General features: G+C 59.7%; 10 protein-coding genes. 6 read left to right on the top strand and 4 right to left on the bottom strand.

Features of this window, described 5'->3' with window-relative positions; all coding sequences use genetic code 11:
* Positions 1-33: 33 nt before the first annotated feature.
* Positions 34-819: a siderophore-interacting protein gene (locus LOY68_RS25765; RefSeq protein WP_265040695.1), complete on the bottom strand. Its 786-nt coding sequence runs from the start codon at positions 817-819 to the stop codon at positions 34-36.
* Complete coding sequence (locus LOY68_RS25760) at positions 816-1388, bottom strand: PadR family transcriptional regulator (RefSeq protein ID WP_163912329.1); 573 nt, start codon at positions 1386-1388, stop codon at positions 816-818. Before LOY68_RS25760 ends, LOY68_RS25765 begins: the two co-directional genes overlap by 4 nt.
* A gap of 511 nt (positions 1389-1899) precedes the next feature.
* Between LOY68_RS25760 and LOY68_RS25755 the strand changes: the two genes are divergently transcribed.
* The 5 genes from LOY68_RS25755 to LOY68_RS25735 all read left to right on the top strand — a co-directional run bounded on the left by LOY68_RS25755 (position 1900) and on the right by LOY68_RS25735 (position 7530).
* Positions 1900-2385 (top strand): CS1 type fimbrial major subunit, encoded by a 486-nt coding sequence (locus tag LOY68_RS25755; protein ID WP_163912332.1) that lies wholly within the window; start codon positions 1900-1902, stop codon positions 2383-2385.
* 84 nt (positions 2386-2469) lie between these two features.
* Positions 2470-4992 (top strand): CS1-pili formation C-terminal domain-containing protein, encoded by a 2523-nt coding sequence (locus LOY68_RS25750; protein ID WP_265040693.1) that lies wholly within the window; start codon positions 2470-2472, stop codon positions 4990-4992.
* A 5-nt stretch (positions 4993-4997) separates the two neighbouring features.
* On the top strand, positions 4998-6215 hold the full coding sequence (locus tag LOY68_RS25745; protein WP_265040691.1) for a hypothetical protein: 1218 nt from the start codon (positions 4998-5000) through the stop codon (positions 6213-6215).
* A 36-nt stretch (positions 6216-6251) separates the two neighbouring features.
* Positions 6252-6995, top strand: a complete 744-nt coding sequence (locus LOY68_RS25740; protein WP_265040689.1) for a molecular chaperone — start codon at positions 6252-6254, stop codon at positions 6993-6995.
* Positions 6996-7029: 34 nt separating this feature from the next.
* Positions 7030-7530 (top strand): CS1 type fimbrial major subunit, encoded by a 501-nt coding sequence (locus tag LOY68_RS25735; protein WP_163912342.1) that lies wholly within the window; start codon positions 7030-7032, stop codon positions 7528-7530.
* Between the two features lie 133 nt (positions 7531-7663).
* Here the strand turns inward: LOY68_RS25735 and LOY68_RS25730 are convergent, their stop codons facing one another.
* Positions 7664-12328 (bottom strand): NEL-type E3 ubiquitin ligase domain-containing protein, encoded by a 4665-nt coding sequence (locus LOY68_RS25730; RefSeq protein WP_265040688.1) that lies wholly within the window; start codon positions 12326-12328, stop codon positions 7664-7666.
* Positions 12329-12524: 196 nt separating this feature from the next.
* Positions 12525-15635: a transglycosylase domain-containing protein gene (locus LOY68_RS25725; RefSeq protein WP_265045833.1), complete on the bottom strand. Its 3111-nt coding sequence runs from the start codon at positions 15633-15635 to the stop codon at positions 12525-12527.
* 642 nt (positions 15636-16277) lie between these two features.
* On the opposite strand from LOY68_RS25725, the gene LOY68_RS25720 reads away from it, so the two are divergent.
* Positions 16278-17699 carry an amino acid permease gene (locus tag LOY68_RS25720; protein WP_054045290.1) on the top strand — a complete coding sequence of 474 codons (1422 nt, stop codon included), beginning with the start codon at positions 16278-16280 and terminating at the stop codon, positions 17697-17699.
* Positions 17700-17767: the final 68 nt, after the last annotated feature.

The following is a 17767-nucleotide window of genomic DNA, read 5'->3' as shown; positions in this document are numbered from 1 at the left end:
AAGCCCGCTCCCACAGGGGATTTTCGTTGAAGCTTATTCCTCGTCAGAGTCACCCAGCCGCCAGTACCCCACCGCTTTAACGAACTGGTCATCCAGCCCATGCTCATCGAGCAGCACCCGGCGGATCTGCCGTGACACTTTGCTCTCGGTCGCGATCCACGCATACAGATCGCCGCTCGGCACTTGCAGTTGCTTCACGGCGTTCAACAGGTTGTTCTTGCCGCCGTCGCGCAGCACCCAGATTACATTCACCTGTGCGGCGCTTTCCAGGCGCTGCTGTTCGGCGCCGTTCTCGACTTCGATGATCACCAGCGCGCGGCGATTGGCCGCCAGGCCTTCCAGGCGTCGGGCGATGGCCGGCAGGGCGGTTTCGTCGCCGATCAGCAGGTAGCTGTCGAAGATGTCCGGCACGATCATCGAGCCCCGTGGGCCGCCGATGTGCAGGAACTGCCCCGGCTTGGCCTGCTCGGCCCAGGTCGAGGCAGGGCCGTCGCCGTGCAGGACGAAATCGATGTCCAGCTCCAGCGTATCCAGGTCATAACGGCGCGGCGTGTAGTCGCGCATTTCCGGCATCGACTGATCGGTTTTACCGGCGCCGAGCACCAGGGTTTCCAGCGCCGCCGTTTGCGCCGCGTTCTGCGGGAACAGCAGTTTGACGTGATCGTCGGTGCCGAGGCTGACAAAGCCTGCCAACTCTGGCCCACCGAGGGTAATCCGGCGCATGCGCGGGGTCAGGTCGACCACTCGCAACACCTCCAGCCGACGGCGTTTGATTTCGTGCATGACGCGATGAATGGTCTGGGTTTCGACTGCAGTCATTCGGCTGTCTCCTGGGCGGCTTGAACGGCGGGGCCGTCGACGATGGCTTTGGCGGTGTTGTTGAGCAGGGCGGCGACGCGCAGGATTTCTTCCGCGCTCCAGCGCCCGTGATGCAATTGCAGGGCATGACGCAGGTTGTGCACCGCTTCGTGGATTTCAGCCGGGCGATCATGCCCGCGCAGCGAGCGTTTGCTGACATCGATGCGCATCCGCACGCCTTCCAGGGCAATCGCCTGTTCACTCAGGGACAGACGTCCGGCATCGGTCACGCTGTAGCGTTTTTTCCCGCCCTCGGCATCGCCGGTGATCATTTCGCTTTCTTCGAGAAAGGTCAGTGTCGGGTAGATCACACCGGGGCTGGGGCTGTAGGCGCCGTCGAACATGCCTTCGATCTGGCGGATCAGGTCGTAGCCGTGGCACGGCTGTTCGGCGATCAACGCCAGCAGCAGCAGTTTCAAGTCGCCGGGTGCAAATACCCGTGGACCACGGCCGCCGCGCTCGCGGCCAGGGCGTTTCTCGAAGCCGTCGCGGCCGTCACCGTGTTCGCGGTGGGAATGATGGTCTCTCATTTTTTGCCTTCTTTCGTCGTGTTTAGATACAACTTAAGATATATCTTTAGGCGAAGGCAAGGCGTTTTTCCTAGGACGTTTCTCTCGACCGACGAGTGGTCGAGTCCACGTAGGGGGGCGGTTCATCACATCGGGACCGGTATTGATTGTGGGAACCGAAGTAACTTTAAAGTTAAAGTTATAGCTCTATTAGTTGCCGAGCCTATAGGCTGTATACCTCTTCGCCCTGCAAATTAAAGTTGAAAAGGCTGTATGGTTTTTTCGATAAAACTGTATGTAGTCCAGTGCTGACAGTTGCCCGTCAATAATTCGCAATTTTGTTCTTTTTTCTGTCTTGTCATAGAGGCGTTTAACTACGCGATCATCGGAAGTTACTTGCTTACTTTCCAGAGATATTGGCCGATCATTTGCCGGCATTGAAAGTTCAAGCGACATCGCCGCGACGTGTTTCGCCACGGCGTCGTTTGAACTTTCAATCAACCCTTTATATTGAAAAGACAGGTACTGACCGATGTTCAAGAAACTGACTATTGCTGCTCCCCTGGCGATTCTGGCGCTGACTTCCTCCGTCGTATTCGCCGCCGGTGAAGCCAAGCACACCATCAATCTCGTGGCTCACGTTCCTACCAATGGCTTCTATGTGGTGCCTGTCGATCCAGACCTGATCAACAAGGACCAGCGTATGGACTTTCAGCCGGGTACCGGGCAAATGGCCGAGGTCAATGGCTTCTTTGATATGCGCAACAACAATGGTTCGGTACATGCCAGCGTCGTCTCGGCGCCACGCCTGCTCTCCGGTGCCAGTAGCATCAACTTGAAAGTTGAAATCAATGGCCGGGAACTGACCACGACACCGCAAATGGTTGTAGGTGAAACCGAGTCCAACGTGAACTACCGCGCGCCGCTGCGTATTAGCGCTACCGGCACCACGTTCGCACCGGGCGACTACACCGGTGAAGTGGCCATGATCTTTGATGCCGTGCCACCGGTTATCTAACTTGCGCCGTTAGCTTCAACCGACGGACCAGCAACTTTGTTGGCCCGTCGGACTTCCATTTGTTTGCAATCAGAGTACGTGTTCATGTTCCCGATGACTCCCATCGCGGCTGCGCTTGCGCTGTTGTTTTGTGCCAGCGCGGCGGCGGCTCCGGTATCCAACGGTTCGACACCGCGAAGTCTGCTGGCCCAGGCCAAAGGTCTGCCGGCGGAATTCGAGGAGCATTTTTTTGATGTGCCGTTGGCGGTTCGCGTGGAACTCGATCAACAGCCATTGGGGGAGGCGATGATCGTGCTGTCCCGCGATGACCGCATCACCCTGCTCGAATTTACCGACACCAGCGACAGCCGCTTCAGCGCCGCCGAGCGCGACACCTGGGCCGGTTACCTCAAGCCCGGTATGGCGCTGGGCAACTGCACGGGGAAATGCCCGGAACAGATGCTGGCCGTGCACTACAACCTGGCAAACTCGCTGGTGTCGATCGTCACCGAAAATGCCGAGCGCGATACCGAGGTCAAGCGCTACTACGACCAGCCCGAAGGTGGCAGCAGCGGCCTGATGGTGCGCAATCAACTCAACCTCAACGGTGGCCAGGGTCAGGACCTCGGCGGGCGCTATGGCCTGGAAGCCAGTGGCAGCCTGGGCAGTTGGAGCCAGACCTTCAACATGCAACTGGCCCGTCTCGGCGGACCGGATGACCAGCTCTACCACGCGGTGCACGAGCTCTACACTCAACGCGAATTGCAGGGCCGCTTTTTTCGCCTGGGTTATTTCACCCCCAATTCCGAAGGGCTGACTCGCCAACCGCGCACGTTTGGCACCAGCCCCGACACGGCCGTCGGCGTCATGCTCGGCAGTTCCGATAGCCTGGCGATCAACACGCCGACGCCCAGCGTTTATCCGATCTACGTCACGGCCAACCGCCAGGCCTCGGTGGAAATCCTGCGCGACGGTTTGCTGATCAATACCCAATCGGTGCCCGCCGGGTTGCAGACCCTCGATACCCGGCCATTGCCCGGTGGTATCTATGAAGTCGAAGTGCGGCTGATCGAAGACGGCCAGATCACCAGCACCACCCAGGAGCTGGTCTACAAACCCAACAACTGGCGCAACCTCGACGAACGCTGGCGCTACAACCTGTTTGCCGGGCAGGAACAGAAACTGCTCAGCAACTGGGACCAACAGGCCAGCGGCAGCGCAACCGCCGGGGCGTCGCTCAACTACCTGATGCATCCTCGGGTGATCCTCGGGCTGTCGGCGCGGCAGATTCGTGAAAAGCTGCAATACGGCACGTCCATCGACTGGACCCTGGCCAATCACATCAGCCTGTATGCCAACGTCTACCAGACTCAGGACCACGGCACCGGCCTCGATCTGCAAAGCCTTTACAACTACGGCTCCGGCAGTGTGGTCATCAGCCACAACCGCAGCTGGCTGGACACCACCAACACCTACGACACCCTGCCCGACGGCACGCGGGTGCGGCAGCGCAATGTGTTTGTCGGCGAGACCAGCAATTCCTCCCTGGCGCTCAATCATCGCCTCAACAGCAAAAACTCAGTGAATGCCCGGGTGTCCCACAGCGAGGGCAACACCGAAGGTTTGGGCGTGGATTTGGGCTGGACCCAGCGCACTGTGCTGTTCGGCAGCGATGCCAACTGGCGGCTGGCGCTGTTCGACCGGCCCGGCAGTTTCAGCAGCGGCGATGAGCGCAATCGCGGGGTCGACCTGAGCCTCAATCTGGCGTTGGGCGCACCGGGCCAGCAGTTCACCGGCAGCATCGGTTCGCGGACGGCGCGAGAGGGTGGTCGAGACAACAACGCCTCCCTCGGTTGGCGCAAAGACTTCAAGGATCACGTGCTGCAAAACGTGTCGGTCACTGCGCTCAGCGACACCTATGGCCTCGGTCTTTCGAGCCTGGCCAGTTTCCGCACCGCGGCGCTCAGTGGCGACGGCTTTGTCCAGCGCTCCTCCTACAACGACAACTTCACCGGCGGCCTGAACGTCGACAGCACGCTCGTCATCGGCGGCCAGCAGATGGTCTTGACCAGTGAACATCAGGTGCGCGGCTCTGGGCTGATCGTCGATGTGGAATCTGATATCGACGGTATCGCGCTGCGCGCCGACGACTTCAGCGGCGGCAGCGCAGCGCTGAAACCGGGGCGCAATTTCATCCCGATTACCGCGTACCAGAACAGCTCGGTGAGCTTCGATTTCGAAGGCAATAACGTGCCCGCCGCCAGCATCGAACCGCCGCGTACCCGCTATCACCTGAACAAGGGCGGCGTGGAGTATCGCAAGGTGCGGGTGATGAAAACCCTGACCGTCCTCGGTCGGCTGGTCGACCCCCAAGGACGGCCGCTCAAGGGCCATCACGTGATCAACCACGCCAGTCGCGGGGTCACCGAAGTCGACGGTTTCTTCTCCATGGAAATGAATGCCGGTGCGCCGACGCTGGAAGTGCGCCAGGGCAATCAGTTGCTCTGCCAGTTTCGCCTCGACGCCAGCCGTCATCGCAGCGAAAACAACGTGTTGATGATCGGTGACCTGCGGTGCACGCCGGACACGCTGGCCGACGTCAGCTCCACTGATCAGAAGGCAGGTTGAACCCTATGAAAATATCCACGGGTTGGTTGGGGCTGGTGATGGCGCTGATGGTGCCGAGCGCCGAGGCGATTAATCAGGAGATCCGCGCGCTCTTCACGCCGGACCCGGCTCAGCCGCAAAGAAACGTATTTATCAACAAGACGCCGGACAGCGGGTATTGCTCCAGCTACCCGAGCGAATGCAAGCAAAACAACATGTTCAGCATCCGGATACCGGTGCGTTTCGGGCCCAGTCCGGCGATTGCGCCGGGCACTGGCGTTTCGGTCAAGGTGCCGGCCAATTGGCGACAACTGACGGTGACGAACAGGGAAACCGGCGAATCGGAAACCGTCGAAGTGCGTATCACCGGCATCGGTTCGCAATACACGCTGAGCAACAGGGCCGTCGACCTGGCGGGCGGGGCGGACGCGCGGGAAGGGCATCAAAGGCTCTGGGGTGGGCAAACGTGGGTGTATGCGCCGCCGCCTTGCCTGTACAGCGGTGTGGGGGTGTACAGCGATAGCTATTATCGGTTTTTCTGGAAAACCCCGGTGGAAGCGGCCTGTACCAAAGTGGCGGCGTACCGGATTCCTTTCATGACCTTCGACACCCTGGATTTTGCCTACGAGTTGCGAACACCCAACCCGCTGGGAATGTCGAGCGGGCTGTACACCGGGTCCATGAATTATTTCCTCGGCCCCGGCCAGGATTTCGACCTCGGCGGGTTGAACCCCGATGACGGCAACCTGACCCTGGACTTCGTCCTCGATGTGCAGCACACCCTGAAAGTGACCCTCCCGCCCGGCGGCAATAAAGTCGAAATGGTGCCCGAGGGCGGCTGGCAAAGCTGGATCAACGAGGGTCGCAAACCCAACCGGTTGTTCCGCGACCAGACCTTCCATATCTCGGCGTCATCGCGATTCAAGATGATGTTGATCTGCCCCAGCATCGTGGGCAGCAATTGCGTCATCAACGATCTGGCCGCGCGCAAGTACGGCATGGTGGAACTGAAGGTGACGCTTCCCAACGGGCTGACCGATCAACACGGGCGACCGGTCAACCGGTTCCCGCTGACGATTGGCAGCGCGGGAGCCTTGCACCTCATGCCGAGCTTCTATGTGGATAACGGCAAGGGAATCCTGCACTTCGAAATCGGGCAGTTCTGGACCCATGCCATGCTCGAGTCCGGTCAGGCAGGCAATTACATCGGCACCATGACGGTGATCTGGGATTCGGAAGTCTGACGGTAAAAATACCGCCATTATTTGAGGTTGAAGACAATGAAACGTCTGTTGTTGATGTGGGCTGGCAGCTTGTTTTGCCTGACGGTTCAGGCTGGGCCGCAGATTAATGTGGGCACCGTGTACGACTACCTGGACGGCGATAAAAGTACGTACCTCAAACGGGTATTCAACAGTGGCGACAGCACTGCGTTCGTCAAGATCAACGTGCTGGAAATCCTCTATGGCACCGACGGTACGATTAGCGAAGTACCGATCGAGAACGCGGCGGACGGCGCCTCCCGCCAAGGCATCATGGCCAGCCCGGCGCGGCTGATCGTGCCTGCCAAAGGCATGCAGGGTACGCGCTTGCTGTTCATGGGCGAGCGCGAAAAGGAGCGCTACTTCCGCGTACGTTTCGTGCCTGTCGTGCCGGAAAAGGAAGATGAATTCGTGATCTCCAGCGAAGAGCGCGAAGACTATAAAAAGAGCCTGTCCGCCGGCGTCAACGTGATGACCGGGTTTGGCACGATCTTCTTTGTCCGGCCGAAAAATGCCCGGTTCGACACGGTCGTCAGTGACAGCGCCGAGCGTTATGAACTGCGCAATAACGGCAACACCGTGGTGGTGGTCGATGAGTTCAAGAGTTGCTCGGTCACCGACGAAAACGATTGTCGGCCGACCACCAAGCATCATGTGATGGCCGGCAAAGCGTTCAGCTTCGACAAGGAAAAGGGCCGTGAGCACCGCTTCATCGTGATCGAAGGCGACAACAAGAAAGTGCTGACAATAGCCAGTCGATAGTGGCGGCTTCCAATTGACGCTGTGGGTAACAAACATGATCAAGCAATGCACGGTGGCCGCACTGCTGACGGCAACGGCGCTGACGAGTCTTTCGGCACTGGCCGCCCGCGAGGAACACACTTTCGAAGTGACTGTGACGGTGCCGACCCGGTCTTTCTACATCGTGCCGGTGGACACGGGTTGGATTCATCGCGAGCAGATCCTGCCATGGATTGTTGCGACCTCCCGGCTCGGCAGCCTGCGTAAATATTTCGATGTGCGGCACGACAACAGCGCCATTGAAGCGCGTCTGGAAGAGCCGGCGTACCTGTCCAATGGCCGCCCGGCGGACGACATCGCCTTGCGCGTGCGCTTCAATGGTGTGGAACTGAGCCATGCCATCGAGCCCAGGCTGGTGGTGACCGCCGCCGATGCCGCAGTGGGTTCGCGGGTGCTGCTGGAGATAGAACCGCAGCAGCCGGCCGGAGGTTACCGGGCCGGGGATTACTACGGGAATGTGCTGTTGCTGTTCAATGCGCGGGCGCCGGGTGCGTGAAGGACTGACGAAAAGGTACATATCCTGTGGGAGCGAGCCTGCTCGCGAAGAGGGCGTTGCAGTCAATATCCATGTTGACTGTACCGCCGCTTTCGCGAGCAGGCTCGCTCCCACAATGGGTATTTGATCAAGCCTAGAGTGCTGCGCGCTCCAGCGCCTCACGGGTTTTTTGCCGGGCCAGTGCCTGTTGTTTGTAGCCCAGGTCGCTGTAGAAAACGTTGTAGATCTGCTCGGTCATGGCTTCCCCGGTGAACACCTGTTGTTCGGGGATGGACAATTGTCGCGCCAGGACCTGTATCCGTTCCCGCAGTCGAGTCCTGTGGTTTTCGGGCAATGCCTCGGCCTTGGCCCACTCCGATTGCGCCTCGCGCAGGGTTTCAAGCAGATTCGAGAGCCGTTCATAGCGCTGCGCATTGTCGTGGAACTCGTCGGGCCAGGTCTGGCGCAGGTACTGGTCCCAGAACGGTTGCTCCAGCATGGCATTGACCAGTCCGTCGCCGTCTTCCATGGACAACACCGTCTCGAACGCCTGATCGATGGCAGCGTCGCTGACGCCGGCGATCGGCCGGTACAGCATACTTTCCGATTGCCAAGGCAACGCCAGGCGATCCGCCAGCGCGGTTTCATACGCCAGGTACACCTCGACTTCATCCGGGTTGCCGCTACGCCCGACAATATCGGCCCGGGCGATGTCATCGACACGATCCAGACGCGCGGCGCCTTTGGCCAGGGTCACCAGGGCCTTTTCCAGTGGCGCGCGGTAAGTCGAGTAAGAGTACGCCCGCGAGGCGAGGACCTTGATCCCCATGTTGTTGAACAGCTGCGCCCCGGCGTCGGCACAGTTGGTCGGCGCCGTGGCCATGGTGAACAGTTCCTCGCGCAGGCGAGTGTCCAGGTCGATAGCATCGATCATGTTCCAGACCCGAGTGGACAACTGTTTGCGCCATTCACCGCCAGCCCGGTAGTCAGAAGACCGGGTGAGGTTGTCGATCACGCTGAAAAAGCCTTCGGCGTTGGGCTCGGTGATCAACTTGTCCCACGCTTCCGCTCTGTAGCTACCCAATCCAGGCGCGCTACCCCACAAGTCCGAATCGTCAGCGAGGGGCCATTTTTGTCGCGCGCGTTCGGCGGCGGGGGCAAACACAATCCGCCGAGGCAAGCCCACTGACTGCCGGTATTCGCTGATCTCGAATTGGGCGTTTTGCGGCAGATCCGGCGCAGAGACTCGGGTACGCGCGATGATCATGGCGCTGTCCGAACCGGGGATCACCTTGGGAACACGGGTAATCGGGTTGTCTTGCAGGTCCAGGAAAAAGCCGCGCGGACGAGGTTTGCTAAATACCCCTTGCGGCCAGGTGTCGAGCCCGGTATTGCTCAGATTCAGCACGGTCAGGCGCGGCATGCGTTCGACATTCGGCGAGAGGCCCAGCGGGTTGTTGTCGAGGCGCAGGGTTTCCAATCGCGTCAGGTTGCGCAGTTGCTCCACGGACTCGGGCGTCAATTGGAGGCGGTTGTCGGTCAGGCGCAGGGTTTCCAGCAGATGCATCTTGCCCACGCCCTCGGGCAGACGCCGCAATTCGCAGCGCCTGGCGCTGAGATGGCGCACGTTGCGCAAGTCTTTCAACAAACCGCCGGGGCCTTCCGAAAATTGGGTGTTATCCAGCGCCAGGGTGGTGACCTGATCGAAGTATTTTTTCAGATCAGGCAGCTCCTTCCACCAGCGTTCAAGCTTGTGGTGGTGAAACTCAGATGACAGATCCAGTGTATAACCCCCTTCCAGGCTGCTGCTCTCATCAAACACCTGCGCGCGTCGTTCGAAACATTGCAACAGTCGTTCAGCGATGTATTTGAGGGTGCCTCGGTATATCACCGGTTCGTCGGGCAAGGTCGGGAATTTTTGTTCCAGCCACCACTGGACCGTACTGCGCAACAACGTCAATTCGTCTTCAAGTGATTCCATTACCCCGAACGGGTCGGGCCTGGCGTTCAGCGAACGGACGAAGGCGTCTACTTCCCGTTCCCTCATGGCCGGATACAGATCTGTAACGCGGTCGTACAGCGCCGCGCCATCGGTGGACAGCTTGGGCCCGCGCAGCAGCAACAGGGTTTGCGGCTCGGCCACCGGCCGGATTGACGGCTCCAGCAGCAGGGCCCGGCGTTCGGAAGGTGGCTCGGTCTTGGCGACCAGCCATTCGCGGAACCACGCGCCCTGGCCTGGACGGAAGCCCAGTTGTCGGCGCTGTTGATTGGGCAGTACACGCAGGACCGACTCATACCAGTCAGCCGTTCCATGCAGCGGATGATTATCGGAATCGCGTACTTCGTAACGCCCCTGTCTGTTACGCAACAGGTAGCGGACGAACGAGGCGTCTTCGGGCCCGACAGCGCAGCGCAACTCTCCGTCGAACGAGCCATCACGCACCTCGATGCGCAGGTCTTTGTAGGTGTCGGTATTCAAACGCAACACGTTCAGGGTCAGGCGTTCGGTATCAATGCTCAGCCGATCAGCCTTGAAGAAGCCTTCGACGGCGCGTGTCGTGCGGATTTCAAAAACACATTCGCGGGCCTGGGCTTCCAGGTTCAGGGGAATACGCTGTTGTCCGGACAGAGCATCCAGCTCGTTTTGCCTGGCTCCGGCCACCAGGGCTTCAGCGATATCGGCGGTCAGGGTCGGGTATGCGTGCTGCAACTGCCGGGCATTTGGGTCATTGCTGCCGGGGGCTGCGGTGTCGTCGGCGGCTTTGAAACGCCGCAGGGTTTCGTCCAGCAGTAATGGTGGTGGCGTACTCTCGGCATGCACGCGGCGCAACGCGCCTTCGTCGACACCGCTGATGAGCAGGATGCTTTGCAATTGCTCTCTGGTGAAACCATCGGTGCTGTGGCCGAGGCGCTTCATTAGCGTTACGGCGTCCCAAGTGCGCGGATTCTCGCCCTCATGCAGCCAGGCACCGCGACCGTTGTGAGTCAGTTTCGGCGCGTAGGCATCCGGTCGTTCAGGGTGCAGGACACGGTGTTCGCTGGTGTCGGGATCCTTTTTCACGACGTAGAGCCGATCGTCCATCGGCAGAATAGTCTGGTCGTCGAGGCGATGCAGGCCCAAGGCATCCGGGCTGGAATCTTCGTCAAGCGCGAGTTTTTTTTGCTCGTAAGGGGTGAGGTCGGGGTTCCACAGGCGGGTTTCACCGTTGGCCAGTTGAACCGGTTTCGTGCTCTCGATAAACGGCGAAAGCTTGAGGCGAAACTCATTGCCGATCGCACCGCCCGCCGCAAACACCGCCAACTGCACGATGTCCGTCACCACCGAGATCACATGTTCGGCGGCTTCGGCCCAAAGACCTTCCGCCAGGTCCACTACGCCTTCCACGACATCGTTGGTCAGTTGGTAGGCGGTGTAGGCAAGCATCAGTTCGCCCAGGCCCGGCACGAATGGCGTTGCCACCATCAGCACGACGTTGAAAATATCCGAGACGATTTTCTTGAAGTTATCCCACCAGGCCCAGCGTGCGCGGCTGTCGGTATCGGCGGTGGAAACGGCGATTTCCCGGCCGTCGTTGAGGATCTTGTTGAGCGCTTGTTGATACAGGTGTTCCGACAGCGGACGGCTGATGGGCGCGACGGAAAATTGCAGGTTGGGTTTTCCCAGCGGCGTATCGCGCCAAGTCGGGCGCGGATCCAGCGGATGTTTTTCCTGCCATTTGACGCGGGTGAGGCGTTGCCCCAAATCGGCGAAAAAATGCCCGCGCTGTTGCTGGTCGACGAACTGGCTGAAGAACTGCCGGTAGCTCAAGCCGCTGGAGGGCAGCACCTTGTCGCCGCGCAACTGACGCGTCAGCTCTTGCATGAAATCGGTGATCGACTCGTATTCTTTCAGCGGGTGCTCGGGGTCATGGGGGATATAGACAATCACCCTGTCGGTGCCGCGACTTTGCTGTTCGATCGGGGCAAACACCACGATGCCGGTCAGCGTCGTGTCCATCATCGCCAGGTCAAACGCCTGCATGACTTTGCCGTTCAGGGTCAGGCCCCGTTGCCCCTCGAACAGGCGCAGCACCACGCTGTGGGCATTGCGGCTGATGTCGTTTTTCGCCAGGGCCAGATGGGCGGTGGCGTGGAGCGCAGCTTTCTGGTTGGTGGTGACCTTGTACTGCAGAACGGTCGCAGCCACGGGGTTGGCCGGCAGCAGGATACTGTGGAGATGACGTTGGTAACGGGCGCCGATATCCAGCTCCCGGCACAGGGTCTGGAACTGGCGGATGCTCATCGTTCGCTTGATCGGCAGAATGTCGAAGTGACCGCGATGATCGGGCCGGGTAATGAAATCGGACTCGGCTTCGAAGATTTCGGAACGGGCGAAGTTATGCACCGCCGCGTCCAGCAATGACACCGTACGTGTGGTCACGGCAGCCGAGGTATCAATCACGTACCAGGGCGTGCCCTTGGGGATGTACAGCCGCAGGTAAGTACCCGCCACATCAAGGTCGAGGCGGTACTTTTCTTTCAGTGCGGCGTTGAGCAGCGGGACGGCGAATGTGCGGACGTCCTGAAGACTGTCGAGCAGCTTGTCTACATCGTTTTGCGCGTTCCAGGCGTCAGTGTTTGCGTTTTTCATCTGCTGGTCGGCAGTCATGTACCAACGCTCCCGCTGGAGGCTGGCACTGCCGAGCGCTTGTACCCGGGCCGAAGACGCTGCGGTAAACGTGGTGTCGATACTGTCCCGGATCAGGTCGTAATACCGGCCCTTGTTGTCCGGCAGGTCATCGGGATGGAGCAGGGTTATGACTGACTGTAACTGAGACATGGTGACTGTTCTTAGTGTGAACTTGGAACGCCTCAGGCTATCCACTGCCATCAATAAAAAAAGTCGAAACGATCGCGCCCGAAGTGCCGTTCGGGCGGGTTAACCATTGAAAATTGGAATGCCGAAAATACTTATGTACCGCCACCGTAACTAATGGCGTTTCCTGCGTAGGACATCACGACGGCGATGGTCGGCATCATCGCTGCACGACCACCGGTGCCTGGCATTCGGTGTTGCGACCCGGCTGCAAATAAGGTGTCAGGATCGGCGCCATGCCCTTGAGCACCTGTACCGGCAACGCTGAAGTGAATTTGAATGTTTCGGCAGTACGGCCAGGTACGAACGCGGTCAAGGTGCCGAAGTGGTGATCGCCGATGTAGAACACAAAAGTCGCGGTGCGGTTGATCGATTTCGAACTGAGGATCCGCCCACCGGCGCCAATGGCTTCGATGCGGTTGTCCCCGGTGCCGGTCTTGCCACCCATCGCCAGTGGTATGCCGTCCGGTGTCTTGAAACTGCCGGACACGCGTTTGGCCGTACCGGCGTCCACCACATGCGACAAGGCTTCGCGCATGGCGGCGGCGACTTCGGAAGGCATCACCCGTTTGCCGACGTTCGGGTCGTTGATCACTTGAGTTTCATACGGCGTGTTGGCGGCGAAGTGCAGGCTGTCGATGCGCAGCGTTGGCATGCGCACGCCGTCGTTGAGGATGGTGCCGATCAGCTCGGCCAAGGCCGCCGGCCGGTCGCCGGAACTGCCGATGGCGGTGGCCAGCGAGGGCACCAGGTGATCGAACGGGTAGCCGACTTTCTGCCAGCGCTGGTGAATATCGAGGAAGGCTTCGATCTCCAGCATGGTGCGAATGCGACTGTCGCGGGCGCCCTTGTGTTTGCTCTTGAACAGCCAGCTGTAGACCTCCTGGCGCTCAAACTGGCTGGCTTTGACGATCTCGCTCCACTTGGCATCCGGGTGGTGCAGCAGGTAGCCGATCAACCACAGGTCCAGCGGGTGGACCTTGGCGATAAAGCCCTGGTCGGGCAGGTCATAGGAGCCAGGGCCATAGCTCAGGTAGAGGCGTTCCAGGCGTTCGTCGGTGAGTTTTTCGTTGAGCTTGGCGCCTTTGAGGTGCGCGCGCACGAAGGTGTTGAACGCGGCCTGTTCGGCGTCCGGGTAGAGATAACGGTGCACGGCGGCCATGCGAATCGGGGTCGGACGCATGCTGTCGAGGAACGTATCGAGTCGCGCGTCGGTGTCCTTGTTTTTGTACTTCTTCCAGAATTTGAGCAGGAACGAGGTGCCTTCCTTGTCGGCGAACGACGCGAGGTATTCCTGACGCCGTGGGTCGCGATCGTCCTTGAGCAGCTCGGCACTGTTGTTGGGGCCGGAATAGGTGGTGTAGCGCACGATGTCGCGCATCAGGCGAATGAACGGCAGGTTGATCGACTCACGGATCGAATCGCGCAGGGTCGGCAGGCGGCCGTTGTCTTCGTTGCGAAAGTTGTGGAACGTGTGCAGCCCGCCACCGGTGAAAAACGCTTCGCCGGGGCTGGCCGAGTATTTGCGATCAAGCGCGGCGCCGAGCATTTTCGACAGGTCGCGGTCGCTGTTCTGGATCAGGTAATCGACGACCCAGCGGCTCAGGCGATCCTGATCGGGGACCTCGGTTTTTTTCAGCTCGGCCACGGTCTTGTCGGCGTACTTGTCGTGCAGCTCGGAAATGATCTGCAAGTACGTGGTCAGCACGCGCATCTTGGCGGTGGAGCCCAGTTCCAGTTTGCTGCCTTCGTTGATGTCGAAGGGCTGGTCGGTGCTGTCGGTCTGAACCCGCACGCGAGAACCATCCGGGGTCAGTTCAAACAGGGTGAAGCTGTAGCGCACCGCCGTGGTACTGGTGGGGGTGAGCAGGCGTTCGCCGATCAGGCCGATCTGCCCGGCAAACACCGGGTCGGCCAGGTGCTTGAGGTACTCGGTGGCCTGCGCCTGCAAGTCACTTTGCAAGGTGCTGGTGGCCGACAGGTCGAGGCGGTCGAGGTCGTACAGCGGCCGGTTGAGCATCGACGCCAAGCGGCTGCGCGCAGTGCTGATGCCTTTATTGGTTTCAATCGGCTGGATGGTCGGCTGGGTCTGCCAGTCGCGGTAGGTGACTTTGCTGGCCAGCGCGGCGGCGGCGAACTGCGCATCAATGACATTGTTCTGGGCGAGCAGGCGGATGTGGCTGTCGGTGAGATCTGCCAGTTCGTCATGGCCTTTGGTCAGGTAGTGAGAAGGGCGGCGCTGGGCGATCATCAATGACAGCATTTCACGCAAGGCCAGACCTTTTGCGGCCATGGTTTTTGGATCCGTGGCGGTGCTGGCCAGGGTTTCATTGGCCTTGTTGAAATCGGCGCCGTACCAGACGCGCAAGCCTTCGGCCATGCCATGCACTTCACCATGACCGGGAACGGCCGACAGCGGCACGCTATTGAGGTAGTCGCGCACCACATTTTGCCGCGCCTGCAAGGTCTGCGGCCCGCTCTGATAGGCGCGCACGCTGGCTGAAATCATCTGGCGGATTTTCTCCGCACCCGAGACGGTCAAGCCATCGGGGGAGTGGCGGTATTTCTCAAGCTGCGTCGCCAAAGTGCTGCCGCCCGCCGACTGCCCTGGCAAGTGCATCATCTTCGCCACCTGGGACCACGCGGCCATGCCAAACCGCGGCCAGTCCACGGCCGGATTGGCCAAGGGTTGCCTGGGGTCGAGCAGGAAACGGTTTTCGATGAACAGCAGACTGTTGACCACCACCGGCGGGATCGAATCGAAGCTGGAATACAGCTGTTGCGGGTAATTGAACTGGTACAGCGGTGCTGCGCGGCAATCGGTGATCGACAGTCCGGCCTGGATTTTCTCCGCATAGGGCACGAAAAAGCCCCGGTCGCTGTACTTCATCAGCGCCGGGGAAAAGCGGGTTTGTGAGGAGATGACGTAATTGCGCTTGAGCAACCGCGCAAGAAAATCCCCCATGGAGCTGTAGCCCAAACGCAAATCGAACGGCCCCGCACCCGGGTAGCGAATCGCGTCGCTGGGACCGGGTTGAACCTCATAACTCAAGGACGCGGCAAATTTGCTGACTTCCCTGGCTTGAAATTTAGAGGTGCGCATTTCCTTGGCGGCGGCCAGTCCCAGCACGACCAGGATAATCAGCAGCAACAACCAGAATGCCTTCCAGCCGTGTTTGGCACGACGGGGTTTTTCAGGTAAAGGCGCATCATCCACACGTTCAGTCGGAACCACGGTTTTACTCGAATCGGATTGCCATAACGCGCCCATAGTCGACTGATCCATTCACGCAGATTGATCGGACTTGTCTGAAGCTTAGACGGTGGTTAGCGATGATGAAAAAATTGTGAATAGAGAAATTTCGAAATCGTATGAGTGGTTGTGTCCCGGACTTGCGATGCCCATCAGTCACCTCAATCCCTGTGGGAGCGGCGGTGCGACGATTCGACTTGCTCGCGAATGCTGTCTGACATTCAACAGGTGCATCGACTGGCAGTCCTCCTTCGCGAGCAAGCCCGCTCCCACAGGGGCAGGTTCAGCCATCATGTCAGTCTGTAACGGCTGAAATAGACACTTGGAGGCGGTAAACCAAAGTTGCCTCCAGGCATGACGACGCACCATTACCGTGCAATACTCCCCGCCGTTGCAGCAGCGAATAATCTTGCAAAACCCAGGTAATGCCCCTCCGTAAACCGGGCTTTTGGCGAGAGTTGTGCCTGAATGTTGTGGTTTATAGAGTGAAAAGCCCTGTCCGAAGCTTTTTATACTGCACGCCCCGCTGATCTTGCAGGTTTTGTCCTACAAGACAGGTTTGCCCACAAGGCAGGCCCGGTATTGGGAAGCGCTGGCTTACCGGTCCGCGCTTCGTTTACTCGGTGGTCACATCCAATAACAAGACGAGGTTGTACCCCTATGCCAGCAGGCAATCATCTGCCCCAAGGCGAGACCGCTCAGGGCGGCCCGCTTAAACGCGAACTGGGCGAACGGCATATTCGCTTGATGGCACTCGGTGCCTGTATCGGCGTCGGCCTGTTCCTCGGGTCGGCCAAGGCCATTGAAATGGCCGGCCCCGCGATCATGCTGTCCTACATCATCGGCGGTCTGGCGATCCTGGTGATCATGCGCGCGCTCGGCGAGATGGCCGTGCACAACCCGGTCGCCGGTTCCTTCAGCCGTTACGCCCAGGATTATCTCGGTCCGTTGGCCGGTTTCCTGACCGGTTGGAACTACTGGTTCCTGTGGTTGGTGACCTGCGTTGCGGAAATCACTGCGGTGGCGGTGTACATGGGCGTCTGGTTCCCTGACGTGCCGCGCTGGATCTGGGCACTGTCGGCGTTGATCAGCATGGGCACCATCAACCTGATTGCGGTGAAAGCCTTCGGTGAGTTCGAGTTCTGGTTCGCCCTGATCAAGATCGTCACGATCATTGCGATGGTGATCGGCGGTATCGGCGTGATCGCGTTCGGCTTCGGCAACGACGGCGTGGCCTTGGGGATTTCCAACCTGTGGGCCCACGGCGGCTTCATGCCCAACGGCGTGCAAGGCGTGTTGATGTCCCTGCAAATGGTGATGTTTGCTTACCTCGGCGTCGAGATGATCGGCCTGACCGCCGGTGAAGCGAAGAACCCGCAGAAGACCATTCCCAATGCGATCGGCTCGGTGTTTTGGCGGATCCTGCTGTTCTACGTCGGCGCGTTGTTCGTGATCCTGTCGATCTACCCGTGGAACGAAATCGGCACCCAAGGCAGCCCGTTCGTGATGACCTTCGAACGTCTGGGGATCAAGACTGCCGCCGGCATCATCAACTTCGTGGTGATCACTGCGGCGCTGTCGTCCTGCAACGGCGGTATCTTCAGCACCGGTCGCATGCTTTACAGCCTGGCGCAGAACGGCCAGGCCCCGGCCGGTTTCGCCACGACCTCGAGCAACGGCGTGCCGCGTCGCGCACTGCTGCTGTCGATCTTCGTGCTGTTGCTGGGTGTGCTGCTCAACTACATGGTCCCGGAAAAAGTCTTCGTCTGGGTGACGGCGATTGCCACCTTCGGCGCGATCTGGACCTGGGTGATGATCCTGTTGGCCCAGCTCAAATTCCGCAAAGGTTTGAGCGCCAGCGAACGGGCCGGCCTGAAATACAAGATGTGGCTGTACCCGGTCAGTTCCTATCTGGCGCTGGCATTTCTGGTGCTGGTGGTCGGCCTGATGGCCTACTTCCCGGACACCCGCGTGGCGCTGTATGTCGGCCCGGCGTTCCTGGTGTTGCTGACGGTGTTGTTCTATGTGTTCAAGTTGCAACCGACCAACGCGACCCAAGGCGCGGTGCGTTCGGCTTCGTAAGGTGTAACGCTTGAAATGCAAAAGCCCCGGTCGTGATGATCGGGGCTTTTTCGTTTTGAAGATCTTTT

It is taken from the genome of Pseudomonas sp. B21-053, assembly GCF_026016365.1.
Classification (GTDB): domain Bacteria; phylum Pseudomonadota; class Gammaproteobacteria; order Pseudomonadales; family Pseudomonadaceae; genus Aquipseudomonas; species Aquipseudomonas nunensis.
The sequence above is the reverse complement of the archived record's forward strand: the minus strand, read 5'-3'. Positions and strand labels throughout refer to the sequence as shown.